This is a genomic window from Micromonospora sp. SL1-18 (assembly GCF_047921505.1).
Classification (GTDB): domain Bacteria; phylum Actinomycetota; class Actinomycetes; order Mycobacteriales; family Micromonosporaceae; genus Micromonospora.
The window spans coordinates 95381-122031 of sequence record NZ_JBLROA010000013.1 but is presented as its reverse complement, the minus strand read 5'-3'; the positions used below and the strand labels follow the sequence as shown (position 1 = coordinate 122031).

Annotated in this window: 24 protein-coding genes and 1 tRNA gene; 14 read left to right on the top strand and 11 right to left on the bottom strand. The window is 67.3% G+C overall.

Annotated elements, in window-relative coordinates; genetic code table 11:
* Positions 1 to 73: 73 nt before the first annotated feature.
* Entirely contained in the window at positions 74 to 1132 is a 1059-nt protein-coding gene (locus tag ACNAW0_RS09175; protein ID WP_416287297.1) for a glutathione S-transferase family protein, read from the bottom strand.
* Between the two features lie 185 nt (positions 1133 to 1317).
* On the opposite strand from ACNAW0_RS09175, the gene ACNAW0_RS09170 reads away from it, so the two are divergent.
* From ACNAW0_RS09170 to ACNAW0_RS09135, 8 genes are all read left to right on the top strand, one after another.
* The gene (locus tag ACNAW0_RS09170; RefSeq protein ID WP_416287296.1) at positions 1318 to 1917 is read left to right on the top strand and encodes a NuoI/complex I 23 kDa subunit family protein; all 600 of its coding nucleotides are present in this window, start codon (positions 1318 to 1320) and stop codon (positions 1915 to 1917) included.
* On the top strand, positions 1914 to 2528 hold the full coding sequence (locus tag ACNAW0_RS09165; RefSeq protein WP_416287295.1) for an NADH-quinone oxidoreductase subunit J: 615 nt from the start codon (positions 1914 to 1916) through the stop codon (positions 2526 to 2528). The genes ACNAW0_RS09170 and ACNAW0_RS09165 overlap by 4 nt, the downstream gene beginning before the upstream one ends.
* Entirely contained in the window at positions 2525 to 2935 is a 411-nt protein-coding gene (nuoK, locus tag ACNAW0_RS09160) for an NADH-quinone oxidoreductase subunit NuoK (protein WP_416287294.1), read from the top strand. The genes ACNAW0_RS09165 and nuoK overlap by 4 nt, the downstream gene beginning before the upstream one ends.
* The gene (locus ACNAW0_RS09155; RefSeq protein ID WP_416287293.1) at positions 2932 to 4857 is read left to right on the top strand and encodes an NADH-quinone oxidoreductase subunit L; all 1926 of its coding nucleotides are present in this window, start codon (positions 2932 to 2934) and stop codon (positions 4855 to 4857) included. The genes nuoK and ACNAW0_RS09155 overlap by 4 nt, the downstream gene beginning before the upstream one ends.
* On the top strand, positions 4854 to 6359 hold the full coding sequence (locus tag ACNAW0_RS09150; protein ID WP_416287292.1) for a complex I subunit 4 family protein: 1506 nt from the start codon (positions 4854 to 4856) through the stop codon (positions 6357 to 6359). The genes ACNAW0_RS09155 and ACNAW0_RS09150 overlap by 4 nt, the downstream gene beginning before the upstream one ends.
* Before the next feature lie 114 nt (positions 6360 to 6473).
* Positions 6474 to 7937 carry an NADH-quinone oxidoreductase subunit N gene (locus tag ACNAW0_RS09145; protein WP_416287291.1) on the top strand — a complete coding sequence of 488 codons (1464 nt, stop codon included), beginning with the start codon at positions 6474 to 6476 and terminating at the stop codon, positions 7935 to 7937.
* Positions 7938 to 8085: 148 nt separating this feature from the next.
* Positions 8086 to 8964: a zinc metalloprotease HtpX gene (htpX, locus tag ACNAW0_RS09140; protein ID WP_416287290.1), complete on the top strand. Its 879-nt coding sequence runs from the start codon at positions 8086 to 8088 to the stop codon at positions 8962 to 8964.
* 151 nt (positions 8965 to 9115) lie between these two features.
* Positions 9116 to 10375, top strand: coding sequence for an MFS transporter (locus ACNAW0_RS09135; RefSeq protein ID WP_416287289.1), 1260 nt, complete (start codon positions 9116 to 9118; stop codon positions 10373 to 10375).
* Between the two features lie 618 nt (positions 10376 to 10993).
* Here ACNAW0_RS09135 and ACNAW0_RS09130 read toward each other — a convergent pair.
* Complete coding sequence (locus ACNAW0_RS09130; RefSeq protein WP_416287288.1) at positions 10994 to 11488, bottom strand: YajQ family cyclic di-GMP-binding protein; 495 nt, start codon at positions 11486 to 11488, stop codon at positions 10994 to 10996.
* A gap of 149 nt (positions 11489 to 11637) precedes the next feature.
* Between ACNAW0_RS09130 and ACNAW0_RS09125 the strand changes: the two genes are divergently transcribed.
* Together ACNAW0_RS09125 and ACNAW0_RS09120 are read left to right on the top strand one after the other, a co-directional pair.
* A tRNA-Tyr gene (locus tag ACNAW0_RS09125) sits at positions 11638 to 11721 on the top strand.
* A gap of 537 nt (positions 11722 to 12258) precedes the next feature.
* Positions 12259 to 12990: a hypothetical protein gene (locus tag ACNAW0_RS09120; RefSeq protein ID WP_416287287.1), complete on the top strand. Its 732-nt coding sequence runs from the start codon at positions 12259 to 12261 to the stop codon at positions 12988 to 12990.
* Between the two features lie 432 nt (positions 12991 to 13422).
* Here ACNAW0_RS09120 and ACNAW0_RS09115 read toward each other — a convergent pair whose 3' ends face one another.
* The 6 genes from ACNAW0_RS09115 to ACNAW0_RS09090 all read right to left on the bottom strand — a co-directional run bounded on the left by ACNAW0_RS09115 (position 13423) and on the right by ACNAW0_RS09090 (position 21574).
* Positions 13423 to 14007 carry a hypothetical protein gene (locus tag ACNAW0_RS09115; RefSeq protein ID WP_416287286.1) on the bottom strand — a complete coding sequence of 195 codons (585 nt, stop codon included), beginning with the start codon at positions 14005 to 14007 and terminating at the stop codon, positions 13423 to 13425.
* 461 nt (positions 14008 to 14468) lie between these two features.
* Positions 14469 to 14729: a hypothetical protein gene (locus tag ACNAW0_RS09110; RefSeq protein ID WP_416287285.1), complete on the bottom strand. Its 261-nt coding sequence runs from the start codon at positions 14727 to 14729 to the stop codon at positions 14469 to 14471.
* A gap of 201 nt (positions 14730 to 14930) precedes the next feature.
* Positions 14931 to 17990 carry a type I restriction endonuclease subunit R gene (locus ACNAW0_RS09105; RefSeq protein WP_416287306.1) on the bottom strand — a complete coding sequence of 1020 codons (3060 nt, stop codon included), beginning with the start codon at positions 17988 to 17990 and terminating at the stop codon, positions 14931 to 14933.
* A complete protein-coding gene (locus tag ACNAW0_RS09100; protein WP_416287284.1) occupies positions 17990 to 18706 on the bottom strand; it encodes an abortive infection family protein in 717 nt (238 codons plus the stop codon). The genes ACNAW0_RS09105 and ACNAW0_RS09100 overlap by 1 nt, the downstream gene beginning before the upstream one ends.
* Positions 18706 to 19938: a restriction endonuclease subunit S gene (locus ACNAW0_RS09095; RefSeq protein ID WP_416287283.1), complete on the bottom strand. Its 1233-nt coding sequence runs from the start codon at positions 19936 to 19938 to the stop codon at positions 18706 to 18708. Before ACNAW0_RS09095 ends, ACNAW0_RS09100 begins: the two co-directional genes overlap by 1 nt.
* Complete coding sequence (locus ACNAW0_RS09090; RefSeq protein WP_416287282.1) at positions 19928 to 21574, bottom strand: N-6 DNA methylase; 1647 nt, start codon at positions 21572 to 21574, stop codon at positions 19928 to 19930. Before ACNAW0_RS09090 ends, ACNAW0_RS09095 begins: the two co-directional genes overlap by 11 nt.
* Before the next feature lie 782 nt (positions 21575 to 22356).
* Here ACNAW0_RS09090 and ACNAW0_RS09085 point away from each other — a divergent pair.
* Positions 22357 to 22614, top strand: coding sequence for a hypothetical protein (locus tag ACNAW0_RS09085; protein WP_416287281.1), 258 nt, complete (start codon positions 22357 to 22359; stop codon positions 22612 to 22614).
* 26 nt (positions 22615 to 22640) lie between these two features.
* Here ACNAW0_RS09085 and ACNAW0_RS09080 read toward each other — a convergent pair whose 3' ends face one another.
* The 3 genes from ACNAW0_RS09080 to ACNAW0_RS09070 form a co-directional block, all read right to left on the bottom strand.
* Entirely contained in the window at positions 22641 to 23072 is a 432-nt protein-coding gene (locus ACNAW0_RS09080) for a hypothetical protein (RefSeq protein WP_416287280.1), read from the bottom strand.
* Between the two features lie 191 nt (positions 23073 to 23263).
* Positions 23264 to 24016 carry a glycosyltransferase family 2 protein gene (locus ACNAW0_RS09075; protein WP_416287279.1) on the bottom strand — a complete coding sequence of 251 codons (753 nt, stop codon included), beginning with the start codon at positions 24014 to 24016 and terminating at the stop codon, positions 23264 to 23266.
* Positions 24013 to 24804 carry a GntR family transcriptional regulator gene (locus ACNAW0_RS09070; RefSeq protein WP_416287278.1) on the bottom strand — a complete coding sequence of 264 codons (792 nt, stop codon included), beginning with the start codon at positions 24802 to 24804 and terminating at the stop codon, positions 24013 to 24015. The genes ACNAW0_RS09075 and ACNAW0_RS09070 overlap by 4 nt, the downstream gene beginning before the upstream one ends.
* 154 nt (positions 24805 to 24958) lie before the next feature.
* Here ACNAW0_RS09070 and ACNAW0_RS09065 point away from each other — a divergent pair, with 154 nt between their 5' ends.
* From ACNAW0_RS09065 to ACNAW0_RS09055, 3 genes are all read left to right on the top strand, one after another.
* On the top strand, positions 24959 to 25276 hold the full coding sequence (locus ACNAW0_RS09065; RefSeq protein ID WP_416287277.1) for a hypothetical protein: 318 nt from the start codon (positions 24959 to 24961) through the stop codon (positions 25274 to 25276).
* A 231-nt stretch (positions 25277 to 25507) separates the two neighbouring features.
* Positions 25508 to 26440 carry a hypothetical protein gene (locus ACNAW0_RS09060; protein WP_416287276.1) on the top strand — a complete coding sequence of 311 codons (933 nt, stop codon included), beginning with the start codon at positions 25508 to 25510 and terminating at the stop codon, positions 26438 to 26440.
* A 3-nt stretch (positions 26441 to 26443) separates the two neighbouring features.
* Positions 26444 to 26593, top strand: coding sequence for a hypothetical protein (locus ACNAW0_RS09055; RefSeq protein WP_416287275.1), 150 nt, complete (start codon positions 26444 to 26446; stop codon positions 26591 to 26593).
* Positions 26594 to 26651 lie beyond the last annotated feature (58 nt).

The following is a 26651-nucleotide window of genomic DNA, read 5'->3' as shown; positions in this document are numbered from 1 at the left end:
CCCTTCTTAACGCCTCCGGTAGAGGAGGGGCCCCCTGTTAACACCGCACACCGCACACCGCACACCACACACCTCACGCCTCGGAGCGCAGCGGAGTGTGGGCGGGGTTGACGGGTTCGAGCGGGGGCGGGGGCGGGGTGCCGGTGCCGAAGGGGCGGCCGCCGAGGACCTCCCGGCCGTGCGGGGTGAGCCAGTTCGACAGGTCGGGGCCGAGCGGTACCACGCCCGTCGGGTTGATGTCCCGATGTACCTCGTAGTAGTGCCGCTTGATGTCGTCGAAGTCGACCGTGTCGCCGAAGCCGGGGGTCTGGAACAGGTCCCGGGCGTACGCCCAGAGCACCGGCATCTCGGTGAGCTTCTGCCGGTTGCACTTGAAGTGGCCGTGGTAGACCGGGTCGAAGCGGACCAGGGTGGTGAACAGCCGTACGTCCGCCTCGGTGATCGTGTCGCCCACCAGGTAGCGCTGCCCGGCCAGCCGCTCGCTCAGCCAGTCCAGCCGGTCGAAGAGCCGGTGGTACGCCTTCTCGTACGCCTCCTGGCTGCCGGCGAAGCCGCACCGGTAGACGCCGTTGTTCACGTCCGCGAAGACCAGGGCGTTGACCTCGTCGATCTCGTCCCGCAGCCGCTCCGGGTACAGCTCCGGCGTCCCCGTGCGGTGATGCGCCGTCCACTCGGTGGACAGGTCCAGGCCCATCTGCGCGTAGTCGTTGGTGATCACCTGCCCGGTCGGCACGTCCACGATCGCCGGCACGGTGATGCCCCGGTCGTACCCCGGGAAGCGCTTGAAGTACGCGTCGGCCAGCCGCTCGATGCCGAGCACCGGGTCCCGCCCGCCCGGGTCGCGGTCGAAGGTCCAGCTCCGCTTGTCGTGGGTCGGGCCGGCCACCGCCATCGAGATGGCGTCCTCCAGGCCGAGCAGCCGGCGGGCGATGATCAGCCGGCTCGCCCACGGGCAGGCCCGGCTCACCGCCAGCCGGTACCGGCCGGGCTCCACCGGCCAGCCGCCCCGCCCGTCAGCGGTGATCCGGGTGGCGATGTAGCGCTGGTCCCTGGTGAACTCGCCGCCCGGCTCAACGTACTTGCCGCCGGTCCGGTTCGGCGGCGGATTGTCGTCCTGCAACGCGGCGGCCATCGACGGGTCCTTTCCGGTGCGTCGTTCTCCCCGCCAGCCACCGTACCGCCGCCCACCCCCGGGTGGTGGTCGCGCACGTCGGAGGCACAGGGCAGGATGGGCGGCATGAGCGAGCGCAGCGAGCGAATCGGCCAGCTCAGCGCGGAAGGGCCGCACGGCATCGGCGAGCGAAGCGAGGCGACGGCGTGAGCGAGCGCAGCGAGCGAGGCGGTGTGCCCGGCCAGGGGCTGGTGAAGGGGCTGGCGGTCACGCTGAAGACGATGACCCGCCGTTCGACCACCCAGCAGTACCCGGACGTGGCCCCCGAGCTGCCACCCCGTTCCCGCGGGGTGATCGCGCTGCTGGAGGAGAACTGCACGGTCTGCATGCTCTGCGCCCGGGAGTGTCCGGACTGGTGCATCTACATCGACTCCCACAAGGAGGAGGTGACGGTGCCCGGCGCCGCTCGCCCCCGCCAGCGCAATGTGCTCGACCGGTTCGACATCGACTTCTCGCTCTGCATGTACTGCGGCATCTGCGTCGAGGTCTGCCCGTTCGACGCGCTCTACTGGTCCCCCGAGTTCGAGTACGCCGAGTACGACATCAAGGACCTGCTGCACGACAAGGACCACCTGGGCGAGTGGATGGTCACCGTACCGCCGCCGCCGGCCCACGACCCGCACGGCGAGCCCTCGAAGGAGGAGACCACCGCCGCCCGCAAGGCAGCGGCCCCCGCCGCGCGTCCGGCCCCTTCCCGGGTACGCCCCGAGCCCGGTGCCGAGCAGGGCGGAGGCGCGGCCTCATGACCGGTGCGGACGTGCTGCTGCTCGCCCTCGGCGCGGTGGCGGTGGGTGCCGGCGCGCTGGTGGTGGGCACCCGCCACCTGGTCCGGGCCGGCCTCTGGCTGGTCGTCTGCCTGGGCGCGCTGGCCGGTGACTACCTGGTGCTCACCGCCGAGCTGGTGGCCTGGGTGCAGGTGCTGATCTACGTCGGCGCGGTGGTGGTGCTGCTGTTGTTCGCGGTGATGCTGACCCGGGCTCCGATCGGTGCCTCGGACGACCTGGACCGGCCAGGCTGGCCGGCCGCGCTGGTCGGCGGCGGCAGCGGATTGGGGCTGGCCGTGCTGCTGGTCGACGCGTTCCGCTGGTCGCGGGTCGAGCTGCCCGCCGCGGGCACCGCCGAACGCCTGGGTGAACAGGTCTTCCGCTCCTGGGTGCTGCCGTTCGAGGTGCTCTCGGTGCTGCTGCTCGCCGCGCTGGTCGGCGCGATCGTGCTCTCCCGCACCGACATCGGCCGGCCCGGCACGACGACACCCGGCGCCCCGGCCGGTCACCGCCGACCGCCGGGCGGCCCGCCCGCACGGCGCGAGCCGACCGGCGCCCCGGTCACCGTCGTCGACGAGGGCAGGCGCGCGTGAGGCCGGTCGTCCCGTACGTCACCGCCGCGCTGCTGTTCGGCCTCGGCGTCTACGGTGTGCTGCGCCGGCGCAACGCCGTCCTGGTGTTGATGGCCGTCGAGCTGATGCTGAACGCGGTCAACCTGATCCTGGTCACCGCCGACACCACGGTCCGGGCCCAGCTGCCGCACGCCGGCCAGGTCTTCGCGCTCTTCGTGATCGTGCTCGCCGCCGCCGAGATCGGTGTCGGGCTGGCCATCGTGCTCCAGCTCTACCGGCTGCGGGCCAGCGTCGCGGTGGACGAGGTGCCGCTGACCGAGCCGCCGGTGCCCGCGCCCGTCGGAGTGCCGAGCGTGGCCGGCGACGCGGGCGGCCGGGATGCGGGCGGCGAGGACGCGCCGTCGACCGGGCCGGAGGGGAAGAAGTGACCGCACTGCTCGCGGTGGCGCTGCCGGGCGTACCCCTGCTCGTGGGTCTGGTCGGGTTGCTGCTGCCACCGTCCCCACGCGGCTCGGCGGCCGGCGAGGACCCGGCCCGGCGGACGGCGATCGCGCTCGGCGTGGCCGGCGCGGCCGTGGCGCTGCTGGCGGCGGTGGCCCTGCTGGTCCGGGTGGGCCGCCCGGTGGAGGGTTTCACCACCTGGATCGACTTCGGCGGGCTGACGGTGACTCTCGGCTACCGGCTGGACGGGGTGGCGGTAATGGTCGCCACCGCGGTGGCCGCGGTGGCCCTGGCCGTGCAGGTCTACTCGATCGGCTACCTGAAGCGCGGCCCGCACGACGACGTCGAGGTGGACCACCGCTACCCGCCGTACGCCGCGCAGATCAGCCTTTTCACCGCCGCGATGCTGACCGTGGTGGTCTCCGGCGACCTGATCCTGCTGCTGGTCGGCTGGGAGGTGATGGGCATCTGCTCCTACCTGCTCATCGCCCACGACCGGCGGCTGCCGGAGGCGCCGGGGGCCGCGATGAAGGCGTTCCTGGTGACCCGGGTCGGTGACGTCGGCTTCCTGCTCGGCATCGCGCTGCTCGGCGTCGCCGCCGGCAGCTTCCGGATCGCCGACGTGCTGGCCCACCACTACTCCACCGGCATCCTCACCGCGGCGTGCCTGCTGCTGCTCGCCGGGGTGGCCGGCAAGAGCGCCCAGTTCCCGCTGCACACCTGGCTCCCGGACGCGATGGCCGGCCCCACCCCCATCTCCGCGCTGATCCACGCCGCCACCATGGTCGCCGCCGGGGTGTACGCGGTGGCCCGACTGTTCCCGCTGTTCGCGCAGGCTCCCGCGGCGCTCGCCGTGCTCGGGGTGATGGCCTCGGTCACCCTGCTGCTGGGCGCGTTCGCCGCCACCGCGCAGGACGACATCAAGCGCGTGCTGGCCTGGTCGACGGTCTCCCAGATCGGCTACATGACCGGGGCGCTCGCCGTCGGCGCGCCCACCGCCGCGCTGTTCCACCTGCTCACCCACGCCGCGTTCAAGGCGCTGCTCTTCCTCGCGGCCGGCGCGGTGATCCACGCCGTCGGCACCACCCTGATGTCCCGGATGGGCGGCCTGCGGACGGCCATGCCGGTGACCTTCTGGTGCACGGTGATCGGGCTCGGCGCGCTTGCCGGGCTGCCGCCGCTGTCCGGCTTCTGGAGCAAGGACGGCGTGCTCGCCGCCGCCGAGGCGGCCGCGCTGGAGGGCAGCGGCCCGAGCTACGCCTGGGTCGGCTGGCTGGTCTGGCTGGCCGGGCTGCTCGGCGTCGCGGTCACCGCCTGGTACGCCACCCGCCTGCTGCTACGCGCCTTCCTCGGCGCGCCCCGGCTCCCGCTGACCCACCCGCACGATCCGCCGGCGGTGCTGCGCTGGCCGGTGCTGCTGCTCGCGGTCCCGGCCGCGCTGCTCGGCCTGGCCGCCTTCGCGCCGTGGTTCGCCGACCGGCTCCGGGTGCCGGCCGACCGCACCGGGGAGGCCGTCGAGCTGGTCCACCTCGCGCCGAACCTGCTGTTCCCGTTCGTCCTGCTGCTGGTCGGGGCGGGCGTCGCCTGGGCCGGCTGGCACCGTGACCCGGCCGCCGACCCGGCCCGCTTGCTGGGTCCGCTGCGGCCGTTCTTCGCCCGGGCGTTCCGGCTCGACGACGTCCAGCATGCCCTCGTCGTACGCCCGGCGACGGCGCTCGCCCGGGCCGTGCGTACCGGGGACGAGCTGGGGGTGGACGGCCTGGTGGAGGGGACCGGCCGCGCCGCGGTCGGGCTGGGCGGCGGGCTGGCCGCGCTGCACCGGGCGGCGCTGCCGCGCGCGGCGGCCGGCGTGCTCGTCGGCGCCCTCCTGATCGGCCTCGCGGTCGCCCTGATCGGAGTGACCTCATGACGTTCGGGCAGTTCCTGCTGGTCGCGGTCCTCGCGGTGCCCGCGGTGGGCGCGATCGCGGTGACCGTCACCCCGGGCGACCGGGCCGGGCGCCTGATCGGCACCGCCGCCGCGGCGCTGACCCTGCTTGGCACCCTGCCGCTGGCCGGCGGCGACCGCGGCTGGGTGCGCTACGGGCCGATGCCCGCCGTGGTCCCCTGGCATGAGGTCGACCTGCCCTGGGTGCCCGGCCTGGACCTGCGCTTCCACCTCGGGGTGGACGGCATCTCCTGGCCGCTGGTGGTGCTGACCGCGCTGCTCACCCTGCTCTGCTGCGGGTACACACTGTGGCGGGTGCCCTCCGGCGGTGGCAACGGGCGGGCCCTGGTCGCGCTGCTGCTGGTGGTCGAGGTGGGCATCCTGGGCACCTTCCTCGCCCTCGACCTGGTGCTCTTCTTCCTCTTCTTCGAGGTCGTCCTCCTCCCGATGTACGCGATCATCGCCGGCTGGGGCGGCGACGACCGGCGGCGGGCGGCCCGCAAGTTCGTCCTCTACACCCTCTTCGGTTCGGTGCTGCTGCTGGTCGGCGTCTACGTGGTGGTCGCCGCCGCGGGCACCGCCGACCTGGTGACGCTGACCGGCGGGTCCGGGCTGTCCCGGGGCACCCAACTCGCCGCGTTCACCCTGCTGGCGCTGGCGTTCGCGGTGAAGAGCCCGCTCTGGCCGCTGCACTCCTGGCTGCCCGACGCGCACACCCAGGCACCCACCGTCGGCAGCGTGATCCTCGCCGGGGTGCTGCTCAAGATGGGCACGTACGGCCTGATCCGGGTGGCGGTCGGGGTGGCCCCGGAGGGCGCCCGCTGGGCCGCCCCGGTGCTCGGGGTGCTGGCCGTCGCGGCGATCCTCGTCGGCGGCCTGGTCTGCCTCGCGCAGGACGAGCTGAAGCGGCTGATCGCGTACTCGAGCGTCGGGCACATGGGCTTCGTGCTGCTCGGGGTGGCCACGCTCACCGCCATCGGGCTGCAGGCCGCGCTGATCGGCAACATCGCGCACGGCGTGATCACCGGGCTGCTGTTCTTCCTGGTCGGGGCGATCAAGGACCGCACCCACACCGGGTCGCTCGCGGACCTGTCCGGGCTCCGGGAGACCGCGCCCCGGCTGGCCGGGCTGCTCGGCTTCGCGGCGGTCGCCTCGCTCGGGCTGCCCGGGCTGGCCGGCTTCTGGGGCGAGGCGTTCGCTGTGATCGCCGCCGTGCGGCGGGGCGGTGGGCTGTGGATCACCCTGGCGGTGCTGGCCGCGTTCGGCGGGGCGCTGGCCGCCGCGTACTTCCTGCGGCTGCTGCGCCGGGTCAGCCACGGGCGGCCCAGCCCGGCGGTCCGGCGGCTCGCGCCGGGGCTGGCCGGGGCGGAGCTGACCGCCTGGGCGCCGCTGGTGCTGCTCGCCCTCGCCGTCGGCCTGGTCCCGGCCCTCGTCCTGTCGTACGCCGCCGGCCCGATCGAGGCCCTGGTGGGAGTTCTCCGGTGAGCGCGAGGAGTGCAGCGGAGCGGAGCCCCGCAGTCGCGAACGAAGGTGAACTCCGGTGAGCGCGAGGAGTGCAGCGGAGCGGAGCCCCGCAGTCGCGAACGAAGGTAGATACCGATGAGCCTGGTGCAGAGCGTGGACCATGTGGCGCTGCTGCCGGCGTACCTGGCCGCCGGCACGGCCGTACTCGTGCTCCTGGCCGACCTGCTGGTGGCCCGCGCCGCCGCCACCGTGGCGGTGGCCACCATCGGCGCGGCGGCCACCGCGCTGGGCGCGGCCGGAGTCGGTACGGGTGGCGAGCGGCGCACCTTCTGCGTCGGCGTCGACTGCTCGTACGTCTTCGGTGGCCGGGCGGCCCTGGTCGGTGCGGTCTTCGCCCTGCTCACCCTCGGGGTGCTGGCGCTGTCGGGCCCGCTGTTGCGGGCCGGCCGGATTCCGGTGGGGGAATACTGCTTCCTGCTCGCCTGCGCGATGGCCGGCGGCGTGGTGCTCGGCGCGGCCGGCGACCTGATCACCCTGATCGTCGCGTTGGAGACGCTCACCCTGCCGCTGTACGTGCTGGTCGGGCTGCGCCGCGGCAGCCTGGCGGGGGCCGAGGCGGCGGTCACCTTCTTCCTGGTGAGTGTGGTGGCCACCGCAGTGACCCTGCTCGGCGCGGCGCTGCTCTACGCGGTGGCCGGCACCCTGCATCTGGACCGGCTCGGCGGCATCCTCGCCGCCGGTGGGGACCTGCGCGACCTGCCGCTCACCACGGTCGCGGTGGCGCTGGTGGTGGCCGGGCTGGCGTTCAAGGTCGCCGCGGTGCCGTTCCACGCCTGGGCGCCGGCCACGTACGACGGCGCGCCGCTGCCGGTGGCCGCGTACCTGTCGACGGCGTCGAAGTTGGGCGGGGTGGTGGCCCTGCTCGCGGTGGTGCAGCGGGCGCTGCCGGCCACCGTGACCGGGCCGGTGCTGGCCGGGCTGGCGGTGCTCACCATGACCGTCGGCAACCTGGTGGCGTTGCGGCAACGGCGTACGGTCCGGTTGCTCGCCTGGTCCTCGGTGGCCCAGGCCGGCTACATCCTCGCCCCGCTGGGCGCGCTCGCGCTGGCCGCCGGCCGTACCCCGGACGCCCGCGCGGGGGCGTATGCCGCGGCCGTCGCGTACGCCGTGTTCTTCGTGTTGCTGGAACTGGCCGCCTTCGCGGCGGTGGTGGCGCTGCGCCCGGCGGACGGCGACGGCGGCACCCTGGCCGACCTGCGCGGCGCGGCCCGCTCGCACCCGTGGGTGGGTGGCGCGTTCGCGCTCGCGCTGATCGGGCTGGCCGGCCTGCCGCCCGGCCTGGCCGGCCTGTTCGCCAAGGTGACCGTGGTCCGTGCGCTGCTGGCCGGGCACGCGGGCTGGCTCGCCCTGGTGGTGGCGCTGAACGCGGTGCTCGGCCTGGCCTACTATCTGCGCCTGGCCGCCACCCTCTACGCGGCGCCCGGCCCGGCCACGGCCCGCCCGGCGCGGGCGGTGGCCGTGGCCCTCGGGGCCGCCACCGCCCTGGCCGTGGTGGTCGGCTTCGCCCCGCAGTTCGTCCTTGACCTGGCCGCCCGTTGAGGGTTTTGTCCCGTTGCGCACAAACAGCACAGCCGGCTAACAGAAATCTTCAGGCAACTCTCAGCCATGGGCAGGATGGTTGACGGGTACTGGTGTTGTTGCACCGGTCAGCGGCCCCCGCGCGGGTCCGCGCACCGAAGGAGCGATCGTGCATCACAACCGTCTGAAGACCGCAGCGCTGCTCGGCCTGTTGACCTCGCTGATCCTCGGGGTCGGCTACTGGTTCGGTGGGAGCGGCGGCCTTGTCATCGCCGTCGTCGTCTCGTTGCTGATGAACGGCGTCACCTACTTCTACTCCGACAAGCTCGCACTGCGCTCGATGGGGGCGCAACCGGTCAGCGAGGCACAGTTCCCCGAGCTTTACCGGATGGTCCGTGAGCTGTCCACGCAGGCGGGCCAGCCGATGCCCCGCCTCTACGTCAGCCCCACGTCGCAGCCCAACGCGTTCGCCACCGGGCGTAACCCGCAGCACGCGGCGGTCTGCGTCACCCAGGGCATCGTCGAGATCCTCGACTACCGCGAGCTGCGCGGCGTGATCGGGCACGAGCTGTCCCACGTCTACAACCGGGACATCCTCATCTCCAGCGTGGCCGCCGGTCTGGCCGGCATCATCACCATGCTGGCGAACATCGCCTGGTTCATCCCGCTCGGCTCCTCCGACGACGAGGACGGCCCGAACCCGGCCGTGCTGCTGCTCACCCTGATCCTCGGCCCGATCGCGGCCATGCTGATCCAGATGGCGATCAGCCGGAGCCGGGAGTACCAGGCCGACCAGTCCGGCGCCGAGCTGAGCCGCGACCCGCTGGCCCTGGCCAGCGCCCTGCGAAAGATCCACATGGGTACGCAGACGCGCCCGCTGCCGCCGCAGGGCCAGCTCACCAGCACCGCCCACCTGATGATCGACAACCCGTTCAAGCGGGGCGGTGGCCTGGCCGCCATGTTCTCCACCCACCCGCCGATGGAGCAGCGGGTGGCCCGACTGGAGCAGATGGCCCGCAACAGCGGCCCGGTGCAGTTCCAGCGCTGACCCGATCCCGTCTCCGCCCGCGTCCGGCAGCCCGGACGCGGGCGGAGCCGTCTTCAGCGCGGTGTGAGCGAGCTGACCATCTCCAGTACGACCTGGGGCGTTAGGGTCAGAAGCGATTCCACTCGTTACCGGGCTCCTCGGAGGTGCAACCGTGGGCGCACTGCGCCAGTATCTGGGCGTCTGGCGGATCCCCGGCGCGCCGGTGCTGCTGATCCTCGGCATCATCGGCCGGCTCGGGATCGGCATGACCCCGCTGGCGCTGCTGCTCGTGGTCCAGGAGGTGACCCACCGGTACTCCCTCGCCGCGGTCACCGCCGGCATCTACGCCCTCTCCGGCGCCGCGCTCAGTCCGGTCGCCGGGCGGATCGCCGACCGGGTCGGCCCCACCCCGGTGCTGCTGGTAACCGCCGTCGCCCACCCGCTCGCCCTCACCGGGCTGCTCTGGGCCAGCCAGTTCGGGGCCGGCAACCTCGCCCTGATCTACCTGGCCGCCGGGGCCGCCGGGGCCACCTACCCGCCGCTGACCGCCGCCATCCGGGGTGCCTGGAACGACCTGACCGCCGCCACCTCCGGCCGGGCCCACCTGCGCAACACCGCGCTCGCCGCGGAGACGTCGCTCTTCGAGGTCGTCTTCGTGCTCGGCCCGCTGCTGGTGGCCGGGTTCGTCCTGTTCGCCGACGCCGCCGCCGCGCTGGTCGGGTCCGCCGTGGTCACCCTGGTCGGGACCACCGCCGTCGCGCTCGGCCAGGTGATGCGGAGCTGGCGTCCGCACCCGCACGAGCACCACGCCAAGGGGCTCGGGCCGCTGCGGATCGGTGGCTTCCCGGCCCTGCTGCTCTGCATCGCCAGCCTCGGCATCGCGTTCGGGGCCGCCGGGGTGACCGTCCCGGCTTTCGCCGGGAACGCCGCCGCCGACGACCCGGAGAGCCTCGCCGGCGTGCTGCTCGCCGTCTGGGGCATCGGCAGCGCCGTCGGGGGCTTCTGGTTCGGCGTACGCCGGCCGGCCGCCAACATGACCCGCCAGTTCGCCTGGCTGCTCGGTGCCGTCGCGGCCAGCTTCGCCGTGTACGCGGTGATGCCGACCCCCTCGGCGCTCGGCGTGGCGCTGGTGCTCGGCGGGGCCGCCATCGCCCCCGCATTGACCCTGGAGAACACCCTGGTCGGCCGGATCGCCCCGGCCGGCATGCTGAACGAGGCGTACACCTGGGTGGTCACCATGTCGGTGGCGGCGAGCGCCGCCGGGGGTTCGGTGGCCGGGCTGATCATCGACCACGCCGGCGGCGTACCCTGGGCCTTCCTTTTCGCCGGGGTGGCGGTCGCCGTCGGGGCCGCGGTCGCCGCGCTGCCCGCCGGCCCCATCGCCCGCGCCGAGGCCACGGCCGTATGCCTCGAACAGCCCGTCGCCGCCTGACGCCTCAGCCGCCCCAAGGATCAAAGGCGGCAGCCCTGGGTACGCCCTCCGGTATGTTCGTCTTCTTCTCGAACCGGATCGGCTGTCTCGGCTCGATCCTGGTCAGCGCGATCGTGACGGTGATCCTGCTGTTGGTCTTCGCGCGCTGAGTCGGATTGTCGGACGTGCGGTGGCCCCGGCGTCGGGCAGCGGGTTGCCCATACCGTCGGTGGACCCGGCGATCGAGGGCCACGCAGCCGCCGAGTTCTTGCATCTGTTCGCCGCAATAACGGGAGTTATTGCCTATCAGGTCTACAGAATTGCAGAGGACGCTGATGCGGCCTAGTTGCCCCAGATTGGCGCCGAGGGCAGCAGGCCCGGCTGAAGCAGCCGCCGGCCCGGCTCGGCGGACGGTCGCCCGAGGTGACGGCTGCGGCGGAGCCCGGAAGCGCCGGAAACCTGCATATGAGGGCTCAGAGGGGGCGGGGTGTCAGCTCCCGCCGGGTCGACGCGGCCGGAGCTGGCCGTCACCAGGCCGTCGGAGGCCGATCGCGAGCGACCACCGACGACCATTGGCGACGACATCTGCCCAGGTAACGAAGCGTGATCGGCCTCCTCGCCAGGCCGGCCAGGTTCTCCTTACCTGTAGTTGGTGAACTGGAGGGCGACGCCGAACTCCTCGCCCTTCAAAAGTGCGATGACGGCCTGGAGATCGTCCTTCTTCTTGCCGGTGACCCGCAGCTGGTCGCCCTGGATCTGAGCCTGGACGCCCTTCGGGCCGTCCTCGCGGATCTTCTTGCTGATCGCCTTGGCCTTGTCCGAGTCGATGCCCTGGATCACCTTGGCGTCGATCTTGAAGACCTTGCCCGACGGGCGCGCGTCGCCGGCGTCCAGCGACTTGAGCGAGATGTTCCGCTTGACCAGCTTCTCCTTGAAGACGTCCAAGGCGGCCCGGACGCGCTCCTCGGTCTCCGCCTGCAGGCTGATCGCCTCCTCGCCCGACCAGGAGATCTCCGCGCCGGTGCCGCGGAAGTCGAACCGCGTCGCGAGCTCCTTCTCCGCCTGGCGGACGGCGTTGTCGACCTCCTGACGGTCGACCTTGCTCACGATGTCGAACGACGGGTTCGCTGCCATGCTCATGCTCCTGCTGTCCGGCGGTCTGTCCTGTTCCGTCCCCCACTGACCAGCGGTGGGACCCCCTGACGGTACCCGGTTGCGCCAGCCCCCGGGGCAACCGCTATTCTTGCTACCGCTGCCGCGCACAAGCGTGGTGGCAACGCCCTGGCGGGTTGCCCGAGCGGCCAATGGGAGCGGACTGTAAATCCGTCGCGAAAGCTACAGAGGTTCGAATCCTCTACCCGCCACCAGGTGCGAGAACGGCCCCTGACCAGCAGGAATGCGGTCGGGGGCCGATCTTGTTCGGTCCCACTGCGTCCCAGCAGTGCCGACTGTCGCTCAAAGTTCGGGGGCGTATCGGGGGGAGCCACGTGCTCGCTGCCCCGGCGCTGTGTGCCACCTCGGTACTTCTGCGAGGTTGTGACCGTTCCGCGGTTGACGACGCCGAGGCTTGCGGTAACGTCGAGACTGGCTGGGTCGTTACTCATCGCAGGTGAGGCGATGCGGTCAGTTGCGGACAAGGCGTGATGTCAGACCCTTCCCGTAGCGTTGAAAGCGTCAACCAGGCAACACCCCTCACCCTGGAAGGCGGAGAAGATGTCCCCAACCACAGCAGCAGTGGCGACCAACGACGAAGTACGGGCTTGGAGGCCCAGCAGATCCGAGTGGGACACCTTCGTTCAACGTGAGCTGGACAAGCTTGGCATCACCCGTGAGGAGCTTGAGAGGCAGGCCCGTGAGCGCGACTTTCAGTCGACTGACGCCCTGTCCCTCTGGATGATGATCGGGTGAGTGGACAGGACACACCGCGTTCTGTTGCTGAGGGGTTCGCGAAGGACCTGATCCGTCTACTTAACACCACCGTCTGTGACGACGCCTACATCGGCATAGTTGAGAGGCCGTTCGACGGCACCGTGTCCTTCGGTACTGGCTTGTGGCCAGGCACTGCCGTGCAGAACATCAGGATGCGGACAGTGGGGGATTGTGCGTGCTGGTTGCGAATCTCGGGCCTGCTGTTCCTCGATCCGGCCGGCTATCTGACCGTCTCCAAGTCCGCCTACGTGGTCTTGGCCGGCGACCCGGCAGTCGAGCTATTCCACTACGACTACGAGCGGGACAAGGCTGACTACCCGGACGCTCACATGCAGGTGTTTGCAGGCGGTGATGCGTGGGATGAGCTCTTGATTGCCTCAGGCAAGAGGGCGGACAGCTTGAGTAAGCTGCATCTGCCGGTCGGCGGGAAGCGGTACCGGCCAGCCCTTGAAGACATCCTCGAATCACTCATCGCCGAGGGCATCCTTGAGCCCAAGCCGGGATGGGAGCGGGTTCTGGACGACAGCCGGGCTGAGTTCCGCCGCCGGCAACTCAAGGCAGCAATCCGCCGAGATCCCGACACCGCCATGGCCGCGCTCCAAGCCCTTGGCTACAAGATCGTGGAGCCGGATCGCAGTGCCGACGTGCTGGAGTTCAGGAAGCCCAGCAAGCTGCGCAAGCAAAGAGGCCGTGGCCAACGGTTGTAGCCGTCCCGTTGCACAGGCAAGTGAAGCCTGCGGTTTACCAACTACCGTCAAGAAGGCCCCGGCCGACCTGGTCTATGGGGCCGAGCACGCATTGCCACCTGGGCAGACGTCGTCAGCAGTGGTGGTCGTTGGTCGCTCACAATCGGCCTCCGACGGCCTGGACCTGGTCCTCGTTGACCCGCCCGAAGCCGCGGGCCTCCGGCCTGCTCTGGCTTCTCGCTTACAAGCTCTGTGCGTCGCGTCCGCACGCGTCCGGGAACGGTCGCACGCTCGGAGCCTCGTCCATGCCAGCCTTCGTCAGCGTGCCGCCGTCCGGCGCCGTTGCTGTCAGCGTTGCTGTCGACAGCCGTTCCGCTCCCGACCCAGGTCGACCCCCGATGGGGGAAGGCCCCTCACGCAGGTGGGCACCCGTGAGCAGCGGCGAGCTGCTCCTCAGATAGCTTTAGCGGCCTCCCGCCGTTCACTCACAGGCTCCTCATCACCGTCCTGATCCTGGCTGCGCTTCACCAGCCGATCCAACTCCCACACGGCGCGCACCCGGGCCGGCGTCTGCCACCACCGACCGTCGAGGATCATCGCAATCTGTTTCGACAGATCATGAATCAGGCGCGCCTTGTCGTGGCGGGTACGGGTCGACAGCATGACCCCCTGCACGGTGCTGATGTACGACATAACCAGCTTCATCGATGGGCCGGGAAAGGTGCCGGCATGCCGGTCCATGGAGTCAACGAGCGCCTGCGCCTGGTCGCGCAACCGCTCGTATTGGCGTTTCCGCTCGGCGAGCAGGCTCTCCCTCACCTCACCCATGACGTCTTTCGGCATGTCGATGGAGAGGAATGCGGCGGGCAAAGCAATACTCGTGATGGCCGCCGACAGTTCCCGCCGGGAGCGGAGCGCTCCGAGGATTCGTTCTTTGCGGGCTTCGAGACGTGGTTTCGCCATATACTCGACGGCAAGGGTGACCAGGAGCGCAGTCACGGCGGATGTGGCGACGGTGTCCCAATTGATCGACGGCATGTGGGGAGTGTGCCGGTCGGAGCGCTTCCATGACCTGCGACACTCCCGTGCGAGACTGCTGCTGGCGGCGCCGTGTCGCCACGAGTCTTCATGGACATCCTCGGCCCCCTGGATCGCAGTGACCATGAACATGCACGGGCAAGCATGCCGGCGCTGCACTCCAACCCCCTGCCCGGTGGCCAGCCCGACCTCATCCTTGACCGCCGTTGGCGCTCGCCGGCGGAACCGACACGCAACCGGCACCCCCGGACCGCCCCGTGATGTCTAGCTTATAAGGCGATTTCGGCAAATATCGCAGCGTCCGCTGGTGTCCACGAGGTCCGGCCCGGAGGCGATATTCGTCCGCGCTGGTCCGGGCTGCCAGACGTCTCGTCTAGGTCGCGCAATGCCCCAACTCGAACCGGGCGCCGGGTTGCCTACTGAATCCACGCCGGCGAAGTCCTCGTTGTCGGAGAGGCGCGCTAGAGGATTCGCCGGGGTACAGTCCAGGACGGAAGCCCCTCCTTGGCAACGACGCGGCCGACGAGCCGTCCACTCGTAGTGGAGACGGTGACTTCGCCCGTATGGCTGATGTCCACCGTCAGTTCATCCTCGTGGAAGCCGGCGTCGATCGCCGCCCGACGGACGGCCAGCTCAGTGTCCCTGATCGCGTAGTTCCAATTGTCCTCGTTGGAGTCGGCGGAGATCTCGAACAGTGCTACGAGCTTCTCTTCTTGGGTCACCGGCAAATTTTGGCATGTCGCGACCTCGCCCGCTCTCTGGGCAGCCTCTGGGTCTGGTGGTCGACGCGTGGCCAGCCCGACAAGGCCCTGGACGCGGCCGACGCGCCATCGCAATCTACGAGCGGCCGTCTGACGCCAACCCGGACCGGCACGATCCCGACCTCGTCTATTCCCTCAACACTGCCGCAGTTCGGGGACCGACTAGCCCTTGTCGCCAACCATTACGGCCTTCGCCATCAGCTCTGCCTGACGGATGACAAGTTGGGTCGCAGCTTCTTGAGCGTTGGGCGGATAGCCATATCTTGCAAGGAGCCGACGAACAGTTCGTCGCATATCAGCTCTTACCGTTTCACGTTCAGTCCAATCCAGTGATGCCTTCGCCTTAATGCGATCGGATAGCTCCCGTGCGATCATCCTAAGCGCATCTTGCTGAAGAACCTCACGCGCCGACTCATTATCGGCGAGGGCGTCATAGAAGGCAACCTCCTCTTCGGTCAGCCCTGACTCCTCGCCCCGACTAACTGCCTCACGTACCGCACGGGCCAAGCTAATCAGCTCCTGCACGACTTGCGCGGTAGTAAGGGCGCGATTGTTATAGCGGACCAGCACTCCTTCGAGCGCCTCCCGAAACGTCCGCGACTGCACAAGATTGACGCGCTCACGCCCGGCAATCTGGTCGTTCAGCAGCTTGCGCAAGGTTTCTAGAGCCAGGTTCTGCTGCGGCATGGCCGCGAGACTGTCGAGAAATTCCTCGGATAGGATGCCAACGTCTGGCCGACGAATCCCCGCAGCACGAAACAGGTCGATCACACCATCCGACACAATGGCACCTGCAATCACTTGCCGGATTGCAGCCCGCGCATCCGTTTCCGGCGGGGGACCCTCGTCCGAAAGGCGCTTGCGGATCGCCGCTCGCACAGCCTGGAAGAAAGCAAGGGAGTCTCGGATGGCCTCGGCCTCCTCTCGCGGAACCGAGAGCGCAAAGGCCTTCGATAGGCCCGCAACGAGCCCCATGAACCGGCGCTTGCCGTCCCTTTGCTCGAACACCCAATCTGCGCCGGCGGCGACCGCCCGCAGTTGCTCCGCCTCGTCACCATTGGTAAAGCCGTTGTAGTCCAAGCCCTCGAAGAAATCCCGTAGCACCTCGTACTGACGCTCCATCACAGGAACAGCCGCGTCTTGAACACTCGCGACGGGAGCGCCGCTGCCGCCAGCTTGTGTATAGGTCTGAACCGCGTCTCGGAGTTGATCTGCGATCCCAAGGAAGTCGACGACCACGCCGCCCGGCTTCTCGCCGAAAACCCGATTCACCCGCGCAATGGCCTGCATTAGATTGTGCCCGGCAAGAGGCTTGTCTAGATAGATGGTATGCATAGGCGGACAATCGAAGCCCGTCAGCCACATATCGCAGACAATCACGAGCCGCAGATCGTCATCTGGATTCTTGAAGCGATCAGCAAGGAACCTTCGGCGCCCCTTCGAGCGGGCATGCCGTGCAATCCTGTCGCCCTCGCTCGAGGAACCAGTCATCACCACCTTTACAACACCGGAACTGTCGTCGTCTGAGTCCCACTGAGGCCGAAGGGCGACAATCTGGTCATATAGGTCCATGCAGATGCGGCGGTTCATGCACACCACCATTGCCTTGCCTTCGATCGCCTCGCGGCGCTTCTCAAAGTGCTCGACGATCTCCTTCGCCACGATCCTCAGCCGCCCCGCAGCCCCGATCAACTCCTCTAGCGGCACCGCGAAATCCTCGGAGAGGCTGTATCCCTGCCTTTCGGCATCTGTTGCGGCGCGAAGCTGCCGCTCGGCGTCAGCGATACCCTCTTCGTCGGGCAGGAGTTTTACGAGCCTCATTTCGTAGTAGATCGGAACCGTCGCGTTGTCTTCGACCGCCTGCCGAATATCATATGTATCGCTGTAATCGCCGAAGATGGCTGGCGTGCTCCGATCGTCACGCTCCAAGGGTGTGCCGGTGAAACCCACGAAGGTAGCGTTTGGAATGGCGTTCCGCATCCAGCGCGCGCCGCCCTCAAGAAAGCCGTATTGGCTGCGGTGCGCCTCATCCGCCAGTACGACGATGTTGTGCCGCTTACTTACCTCGGCGCCCCTCTCTTGAAACTTTTGGATGGTGGTGAAAACTACGCCGCCCGAAGCGCGGTTCAGCTTTGCCGCAAGGTCCTCCCGGCTTTCGGCCTTCTCGGGTGGCTGTCGTAGAAGTGCGTGGCCCGCAGCGAAGGTTCCGAAGAGCTGATCATCAAGGTCGTTTCGATCTGTGACGACAACAATGGTCGGATTGCCCAACTCCCGGTCGCCGATCAAGGCAGCAGAAAGCATTAGCATTGTCAGGCTCTTGCCGGAGCCCTGTGTGTGCCAGACGACCCCGCCACGTCCGTCCCCCGTTGGCTTGAGCGCCGCCTTGACCGATCGGCGTGCTCGCCGTACAGCTCGGAACTGATGATAGGCAGCTAGCTTCTTGACAATCGCACCAGTACGCGAGTCTTCATCGAAGGTCACACAATAGCGCAAATAGTCCAGCAACGAACCCAGCTTAAATAGGTCCTTGATTAGGACCTCAAGGTGTGAACGGTTCGATTGGTGCAGTTCTGAGATTGTTCGCCAAGGCGAAAACCAGTTCGAGTCTGCAGTTGTGGAGCCCACCCTCGTGGACTCGCCGTCGCTGATAACCATAATCTCGTTGTAGGCGAACAGTAGCGGGATGTCTTCCTTATACTCCTGGAGCTGCCGGTACGCCTTCCAAATGTCCGTCCGCTCATCAGTAAGGTCTTTGAGCTCTATGACGGCAATTGGCAAGCCGTTAAGAAAGACGACGAGGTCCGCGCGACGGGTCTTGCTACCGTTTCTTACGGTGAACTGATGGGCCACCATTAGGTCGTTGCGGTCCGGGTTATCGAAGTCAACCAGCCATGCTTTGGCGCCCCGGACTTCACCGTCCGCCGTTCGGTGCTCTACGTCCACCCCTTCGATGATCAGACGATGGAACCACCGGTTATTCTGCGCCAGCGTTGGCTCAGGCGGCCGCAACACCACACGCATTGCCTGCTCGATGGAATCTTCTGGAAGATCGGCGTTGATCTTCCGTAACGCCGCCTGAAGCCGTTTATCGAGGACAACGTCCTCGTAGGACCCCCGCAAGGGTGTCTCGGCACCAGGTGAGATATTCGCCCCAGTCTGGGTGTCGAAACCTAGCCACTCGAACCAACCAAGTGCTGCCTGTTCTACGACACTTTCGTTCATCACGAGCCCTCGGTAGGTTCAGCAGCAACGTTGTTTTGTTCCTGGTCCTGCCTAAACTGGACGAGTGCAGTGCGATACGCCTGAAAGTCCGTTCGGAACAGGGCTTCACTGGCAATCAGTGGTACGTCCAATACCTCAAAGGGTCCGTACTCGCCATCAATAAACTCGTCGAAATCTGGATGGTCACTATAGCGAAACCGCGAAAGCGGGTCGCGGCCTGCGGACTGGAGATGCGTCCTAAACAGTAAGCCGATCACGGCATCCGTCGCCCGAGCCATAATTTCGGCATAACGCGCGTCAAGGAGCGGCGAATACGCATCTGCGCCGTGAGCTGCCGACCCGTGGGCATTCCGAATTTCTACGATTCCCTGGGTTATGGAATTAAGGCCTCGGACGAGTGATTCTAAGCCGCTGCGCAACTTCGGATCTGCGACACCGTCCTCATCGTGGCCGAGTTTCAGGTATTTGAGGGACTCCTTTATTAGCTTAGGCGCTTCCCACTGGCTATCGATGCTAGCGCCGCGGTCGACGAGTATAGTTTTGCAAGTCGTCTCAATGATTGTCCGACAAAACGAGACGACTTGGCCGGGTCGGTCAGGCATGGCACTCTCGAGTGCCTCCACCTGCTCCCGGATACGGAGCGACTCAGAATGAGCATCAAGAAGTTCACGGCAGGCGATCAGGCGGAAGGGAACGCTGCCGGGATCACTATCCATTAGTGCTGCCCACCCTCGACGCTGGGCGCCCTAATTGCCCCCGAAAGCAACCTGGGAAGCATGGCATCTCGGGCCTCGGCCAGTAGAGACGACTCGGCTCGATTACTCGCGACCCTCAGGAATAACGGTTCGACTATCCGGACAAACGCGTCCCGAACCTCCTGGGGCGGTGCCACGATGAGCGTTCTCTCAAAATCCTTCGGACTTACCCGCTGGTGACTGCTCGAGGTCCCAGTCACCTTTTGGCGCAACTCCTCCCGGAATCGCCCGTTCGCGAATTGGCAGTATAGGTACCAGCGCGACCATCCCGGACGAGGCAGTGTTACAAGGAACTCGGTGGATGCGATCTGCCTTCTGCCTTGCTGTGCCGGGCTCGGGAGCCAGGTCCGCGCAATTCGCGGATTCAGCTTAGAGACCAGTACGGAATTTGGCGGCAGAATATACTTCGAGCTCTTGATCGATGCGCCGAGATCGGAGGCGGGTGACGGTCCCGAGTCAAACGCCGGAATGCTAAAATGCTCAAATACCTCGGTAGGATGACCTGCGGGATTGAGTGAGTCTCGGGATAGCGCCGCGATGTCGCCAATCTCCGCGACCTTCCACCCCGCCGGAATTGGTCCAATTTCGCTTTCGCTGAAGACGGCAGGCAGACTCTCGAAGACGTCTGAAGGTACGCCCCCAAAGCCGCCAGCGTCTATCGCCTTTGCTTTGACCGGGCCGAAGTCCACGAACCAGGCATTGAAGAGGGCCTGCGCAATGGCCTCAAGTGTGCTATTCGTTCGGGCATTCAACTCAATCTTGTCATCGAATGCGCCCAGGAAGTTGGCAATAGCGCGCTGCTCTTGGATGTCAAGCGGCACGCGAATACGCGCGAGATGCAGGTGATTTCGGTTGAGGCCCGGGACACTGCTCTTGTCGCTGTAAGCTAGGAAGTCCAGTGAACGTAGAAAGTATGAGATAAACCTCGGGTCGCTTCCCTTGAAGTCCTTTACATAGAGGGTGGTATTGAGGGGCCAAAAGTCCTCGACAAGATAATGAACTTCTCCCAGAGTTCCATACCGCCCGGTCACGACGCCGGGTCCCTTGACCTTGGCCTCTCTATGGCTGCCCGTAACCCCGGACGAAGAAACGACCGGGTATGGCCCAGGCTGCCGACTGGGTGTTGGCAAGTCGTACCCACGCTTCAACGTCAGTACTTCCCCGAGCGTGGTATCTATCCACTCACCCGCCATAGCCCAGGGCCTCCAAGCTAGACCGGATTCGCGCATCAAGCTGGTTCGCCTCTGCCAGCTGCTGGTTTAACTCCGAGGTCAACCGCCGCATCCTTGCTTCAAAGGGCTCGTCGTCCTCGTCAGCTTCCGCGGAGCCGACGTACCGCCCCGGCGTCAGGACATGGCCATTCGACCGGAGCTCTTCCAGGTTGGCCGACCTGCAGAAGCCGGGGACATCCTGGTATTCGCCGGCGCCGTCTTCGCCGCGCCAAGCGTGGTAGGCCCGGACAATCCGTCCGATGTCAGTGTTCGGCGTAGCCGGATAGCCGTTGACACCTGAAAGCACGCGCAATGTGCGTGTTTCCATGGTGCCCATTGCCCGCGCGTCGATGAAGAGGGTCTCACCTCGCCGGTCACGGCCACCCTTCTTCAAGTTCTTTCCTGTTTTGTCTCGAGTCACGAACCAGAGGCAAACCGGAATTCCAGTCGTCAGGAATAGCTGCGGAGGCATCGCGACGATGCAGTCCACTAGGTCGGCTTCGATGATGTTGGCCCGAATCTGGCCCTCGCCGCCTGTGTTAGATGAGAGTGAGCCGTTAGCCATGACGAAGCCGGCAATGCCACCGCCTCGGCCATCGGGCGGGGCGAGGTGGTGGATAAAGTGTTGGATCCAGGCGTAGTTTGCGTTGCCAAGCGGCGGCGTACCGAACTTCCAGCGAACGTCATTACGAACAAGATGGCCCGACCAGTCAGAAATGTTGAATGGCGGATTGGCGAGAATATAGTCAGCCTTAAGATCCTGGTGGAGGTCACGGACGAAGCTGTCCGAAGGCTGCTCGCCCAGGTTTGCCTCAATTCCTCGGATAGCCAGGTTCATGTGCGCCAAACGCCAAGTGGTGGGGTTGGACTCCTGGCCGAAGATTGAGATGTCGCGTTTGTTGCCGCCGTGGGCCTCAACGAACTTCTCCGACTGCACAAACATTCCGCCAGACCCGCAGCACGGGTCGTAGACCCGTCCCTCGTATGGCTCAATCATTTCGACCAACAGGCGGACAACCGATCTGGGAGTGAAGAATTCTCCCCCTAGCTTGCCCTCTGCAGCGGCGAACTTGCCCAGAAAGTACTCGTAGACGCGGCCGAGGATATCCTTTGCGCGTGCATGACGAGTGCCGATGGCGATGGAGGCGACTTGGTCAATCAGCCCCCCCAAACGCTCGGCAGCGATGCCACGACGAGCATAGTCTCTGGGCAGCTTGCCCTTGAGCTTTGGATTGTCCCGCTCGATTGCGTACATCGCGTCGTCGATGAGCCGGGCGATGTTGGGCTGCTTACCCTGCTCTTGGATACTGCTCCAGCGGGCCTCTCGTGGCACCCAGAAGACGCCTTCAGCGGTGTATTCGTCGCGATTTTCCAGCAGCGTCTCGGCTTGTTGGCCCGTGATGCCGTCAGATCTCAGCTCGTCGGCCAGCACCGCACGACGAGCTTCAAACGCATCCGAAATGTACTTCAGAAAGATCAGGCCTAGAACGACGTGCTTATACTCGGCCGCATCGATCGAACCACGCAGCTTATCTGCCGCCTGCCAGAGCGTTTCTGGATCAATGTCAAGCTCGCTGACGCCGCCGTCCGATGGCACCTCGGAGGTCTTAGCACTCAAAGACAAGTTCCACCCCTGTTGCAGGCCAAATCGCTATCACCTTGGATCTGGGGCCAAGCTTCGCCTGACACCTACGTGCACTCTTGATACGAATTTGCCAGAAAGGGTCCTATGAGACCCGCGATGGAGGGTGCGGGCTCGGTTCCCATGTGCTGCCATAGCCGTCAAGAGGCCATTCACAATAGTTCATCTTGCTGCCGTCCGCCGTCGCGCCATCCCGTATGCCGTCGACCCGCCCTCACGGGGAGCGGGCCGCCGCCCGACCCGCCACGTCAACCGGGCCTTGACGCACGTTCGGACGCTGGCGGGTCGGGCGGTGGTCTGCTCGGCTCGCCCGGGTCGATGGCAGGCGGGATGGCCTACCGCAACCACCCCCGGACCGTAACCCGCCGACGGAGCCCCGGCCATCCTGGAGCCGGAGCGCCCCCGCCGGAGGCGCTCTAACCGCAACCCCGCGACCGCCGCCAGCTCGCCGACGCGGCCGACGTGCCCTCCCCTACGCCGCGCGGGCTCGTGGCCGCGCGGCCCGGCCGGCTGTCGGCCCACCCCTCACCCGTCAACGCTCCTGTCGTTCTGCGGCGGCCCTCCGGGCTTCCCGCTCTCCGCGCCAGCCGCCGGGCATCAGGCGTGACGGCCGCAGAGCGACAGCGGCAGCGGCCGGCGCGCGCCCAGGCGGCGGCGCGTGCGGCCCGTCAAGGGCCGCCTTGAAGACGTACAGAAACTTTGAACCACTTCGCCGGCAGCCGGTCGGCTCGTACGTGTGTCCGAGTAGGCTGCTGCCGGTGGAGGTACGCGGGCGCTGGTGGAACGGGTCATGGGGTCGCATGGCCCGGCGGGACATCTGGCTGCTCTCCGACCGCCGGCTCTGGCGAGTCCGTGGCCGCCTCGGTGGTGACGAAGGGCAGGAGGTGTCGTACGACTTCCCGGACGAAGCCTCTGCCCGCTCGATGGTTGACCGGATGATGAAGACCTCGACCGGCACCTGGCGAGATCTCACGGAGGCGCTCCGGCAGGAGTCCAACCGTCGGCAGGCTCACTAGGTAGGCCGGTCGCCAGCCGGTAGCGCTCAACGGCAGGTATCAGGCCGAACGTGCACACCGCACCACGGCGGAAGGTCAGCGGCCCACACCCGCCAGCCGCCGGCGTCTCGCCGGGTCTCGAACCGCCATGGATGAGCTGTGCCGCTGAGGTTGATCTGTTCCTTCCACCAGGTCGGCTGGACCTGGGCCGTCACCGACGCGCGATCGCCGCCCTGGTGCTCGACGTCGATCGGTCCGACCGTCTCCAGCTTCGACGGAACATCGCCGCGCTGCATCTCGCCGCGGTACTGACGCCACTGCCGCAGCAAATCGTCATGACGCCTGCCGGCCAGCACCCGCGACAGGCCGATCTCCTCCCCACTGCTCATCTGTAGCACGTACACGTTTACGGCCGCGTCTGGCGTCGCCTCGCCTCGATCTGCCTCCGCCTGCTTCCAGACGGCCCAGGACATCGGCACGGCAACGATCCCTGTGCACAGAACAGCGACAACCGAGAGCACCACCCACGGCCAGTGACGCCGTGAACGAACCAGCGGCCTTCCGGACGCGGCACTGTGGCCTGGTAGAGCTAGCTCCTGCACCGGTCGCATGCCACGCAAGATAGGGCATATGTCGATCTTTGGCCACAGTGGCGGCTGAGGCCACAAGCTCAGACGGTCGACCTGAAGGAGAGATCTCGCAGAGCAACCGCTCGGGATTCGATGAGCTGCATGCGGAGCTTCCACTCCTCGGTTGCTGTCCAGTCGGCTTGTGCCGTGATCTGGTCGGGGTGCTTCCTGTACAGCAAGCCAGGTTCGGCGATGAAGAACCCGTCAGCGATGACTGAGGCCGCGAGCAACAGCCCTGTGTCCTCGCCCCCGGGCAGCGCCATCCAGCCGCCGAGGGCAAGCGCCAGCTCGCGCCGGATGCACAGGGTCGCTGGATGTACGGGCAGTCGGTAGCCGTTCTGCTGGAAGTAGCCCAGCACGTCATGCCGCCGCAGCGTTCCGCCGGGCGGGTCCGCGTGCTGCCATCCGACGGTCGTTCCGTCGGGCATCAGGTCCAGAACGCTCGACGTCGTCCATCCGACAGGTTGGCTGGTCAACGCCTCGATCTCGCGGGCCAACGCACCGGGGGTGAGTTGGTCGTCGGCGTCGAGAACGCGTAGCAGTGAACCGCTGCTACGCGCCATAGCCATGTTCCGGGCGACTCCCGGACCGCCCGGCTTTCCTGTCCCGACGAGCACGCGCGGGTCACGGGGTAGCGCGGCTTCCACGGCACCACTGAGGCCATCCTCCTGGACCAGCCATTGCCAGTCCCACCCGTCCGGCAACTGCTGCAACCGCAGAGACTCGTATGACTCCGCGAGGTACGGGATGCTGGGTGCATGCACCGGTGTGATGACGGAGATCAGGCCGCTCACTCAGACCACCGAGCCAGCTTGGTTGTGTAGACGAACTCGGTCCGGTCGCCGGGAAGTACCACGTTCGACACTTCGACCACGCGGTCGTTTGTGTCGATGGAGATCTTCCGAAGGATGAGCACTGACACGCCTGGCGGCAGGCTTAATGCCTCCGCTTCCTCAGGCCCTGGAGGGCGGGCGGAGATCTCGTCGACGATCCGGTCCAGTTCGATGCCGATGGTGAGTAGTTGGTGCTGGGTTCCGCCCGGCCAGGGCTCATTGTGGGCGTCGAGCAGCGCGGGGTTTTCCGCAGCCACGTCGTAAATCATGTATGAGGTGTTGAGGCTGAGCGGGACGTTCTCCCGGCGCGACCCGGTCCGGTAGATGCGTTGAAGCATCTTCGCGCCTGCCGGAACACCGAAGGTCCGCGCCAGGTCGGCGCTCGCGGGGACGGTGTGATACTCCGCCTCGAACTCCAAGTCCTGCATGGTCAGGCCGGTGTCGCGTTCCGTCGCACCGGTTCGGCGCCGCTGGGACTCGGGCAGCCGCGCGCGGTCCTTCTCCCACTGGTACCGATCGGGCGAGCGTCGTACGGGCTGACGTGGCGCTCGAACGAAGGTGCCTCGCCCGTGCAGTCGGTCAACCAGCCCTTCGGCTTCCAGAGTGTCCAAGGCCTGGCGGACAACCGGCAGGCTCACGCTGTACTCAGCCTTTAGCGCCTGCTCGTTTGGCAGCTTGGTGCCTGGCTGGAGTTCGCCGGCATGGATCTTTGCTCGCCAGTCTGCGGCGATCCGCTCCCACTTGGCCACGTCTCGACCCTCCCTCACGTCACTTACCAGTTTAGGTCTTCATGAAGTCTTGACGCAGCGCGCTGCGTCACCTTACGGTGTTCATGTCTTCATAAAGACATGAAGACGCCGGAAGTGCACCGATGTCCGGTGCCCCGAACGACAGGAGACAGGCGTGAAGCTGTACGTGGACACCAAGGCGAAGCAGGTGACGGTGTCGAAGGACCCGGAGCCGAAGAACGACCAGAACGGCAACCAGCGGTCGGAGAAGGGAACGGGCCGGCTCATGTGGTCCACCCAGGTCTTCGTTCTCGACGAGACGGGCGGTGAGGTCATCACCATCACCACGGCGGGTGAGAAGCCGGGCGTGATGGTGGGGCAGCTCATCGAGGTCGAGCAGTTGGAGGCTATTCCGTGGGCGACCAACGGGCGCAACGGCGTCGCGTTCCGTTCCGTGTCGCTGAAGCCGAAGGCTGGTTCGGCGGCCAAGTAGTCCTTCGCACAGCGTGCTGTGTGAAGCCTGCGGTGTCTCGCCTGAAGCGGCCCGAGGTCCGCTGACCTGAAACGAACGGTCCGGGAGTGGATCCGACTCCTACACTCCCGGCCTGGTCGCCACCTGTGGTGGTGACATCCCCGCAAAAGCTGGCGCGGGGTCGGTCCGACTCCTACATCGCCGACCCCGTGCCCTCCAACTCATCCACCCTCGTGCAAGGGAGGACTCGTCGTGTCCAAGTCTAGCCCTCGCCGCCCCTTCGGCGGGAAGTCCAGCGGAACGGTGACGGTCATCGAGGCCAGAGTCCACCGTTCCTCGGCGCGGAACGCCCGGCTGGCGTTCTACCTGACGGCGGTCATCGTCGGCCTGCTCTCGGCCGTGGTGGCCGCTTCCTACATGCACCCCATCGTGGCCCTGTTCGTGGGCGCTCTCATCGGCGTCCCGCTGGGCGTGTTCGTCTGGGTGCTGGTCCGTATCTGGCCGGTGCTGCGGCTGCTGTGGTGGTGGAGCACCGAGATCGTGTTCACCACCGGGGCCATCTCCTTCTGGGTGCAGCTGGCCAACCACACCGCCGCCCCGGTGACCGCCGGGGTGGTCGCCCTGGTCGTCGGCGTCCCGGCCGCTGTGCCGGTCATCCGCCGCACGGTGTTCGGCTGGTTCATGTGCCTGTTCGTGCGGCACCGGCTACGCGTGTGTTTCGCGCAGTTCATCATCTCCAACCGCTCCGGCAGCCTGCCGCTGATCCTTTGGGCCAAGCCCACCCCAGTCGGTGAACGGGTCTGGGTCTACCTGCGCCCCGGCCTCTCCCTGGCCGACCTGGAAGGCCGCCTCGACCGGATCGCGGTCGCCTGCAACGCCTCCACCGCTCTGATCGAGCGGGCATCGGACGGCAACGCCGCGTACCTGCGGTTCGACATCAAACGCCGCGAGGTGCTCACCGCAGAGGTGGGTTCCCCGCTGGTCGACGTCATCGACCCCGATAACACTCCGGCAACCGAGCGGATCACCGGCAGCGTGCCGACCGCTCTGGACCTGCCCGACGTCGACGTCCCCGCCGTCACCCTGCCGGCCCAACCGAAGAAGCCGCCGGCCACCACCGCCAACGGCAGCAAGCCCGCGGCTTCGACGTCGCCGGATGACGACGACGTCTCCGACTGGATCTGACCCATGACCCAGATCGAGTACGACGAGGCCACCGACGGCTTCTACTTCCACTGCTACGCCTGCGGCCGCGACGGACGGTCGCGGGACTACCGCCGTGACGCCGAGCTCGACGCCGACCGGCACGACGAGCAGCACGACGACGGCCTGATCTAACCCCGAACCCAACCCGGACGCGAGGAGCCCTGCGGGCTCGTTCGTGTGGCTTCTCGCG

Bases quoted from the DNA above. Each gene is read 5' to 3' on its own strand.
- ACNAW0_RS09175 (WP_416287297.1), bottom strand. From the start codon at position 1,132: ATGGCCGCCGCGTTGCAGGACGACAATCCGCCGCCGAACCGGACCGGC.
- ACNAW0_RS09165 (WP_416287295.1), top strand. From the start codon at position 1,914: ATGACCGGTGCGGACGTGCTGCTGCTCGCCCTCGGCGCGGTGGCGGTG.
- ACNAW0_RS09150 (WP_416287292.1), top strand. From the start codon at position 4,854: ATGACGTTCGGGCAGTTCCTGCTGGTCGCGGTCCTCGCGGTGCCCGCG.
- ACNAW0_RS09145 (WP_416287291.1), top strand. From the start codon at position 6,474: ATGAGCCTGGTGCAGAGCGTGGACCATGTGGCGCTGCTGCCGGCGTAC.
- ACNAW0_RS09130 (WP_416287288.1), bottom strand. From the start codon at position 11,488: ATGGCAGCGAACCCGTCGTTCGACATCGTGAGCAAGGTCGACCGTCAG.
- ACNAW0_RS09115 (WP_416287286.1), bottom strand. From the start codon at position 14,007: ATGCCGTCGATCAATTGGGACACCGTCGCCACATCCGCCGTGACTGCG.
- ACNAW0_RS09105 (WP_416287306.1), bottom strand. From the start codon at position 17,990: ATGAACGAAAGTGTCGTAGAACAGGCAGCACTTGGTTGGTTCGAGTGG.
- ACNAW0_RS09100 (WP_416287284.1), bottom strand. From the start codon at position 18,706: ATGGATAGTGATCCCGGCAGCGTTCCCTTCCGCCTGATCGCCTGCCGT.
- ACNAW0_RS09095 (WP_416287283.1), bottom strand. From the start codon at position 19,938: ATGGCGGGTGAGTGGATAGATACCACGCTCGGGGAAGTACTGACGTTG.
- ACNAW0_RS09055 (WP_416287275.1), top strand. From the start codon at position 26,444: ATGACCCAGATCGAGTACGACGAGGCCACCGACGGCTTCTACTTCCAC.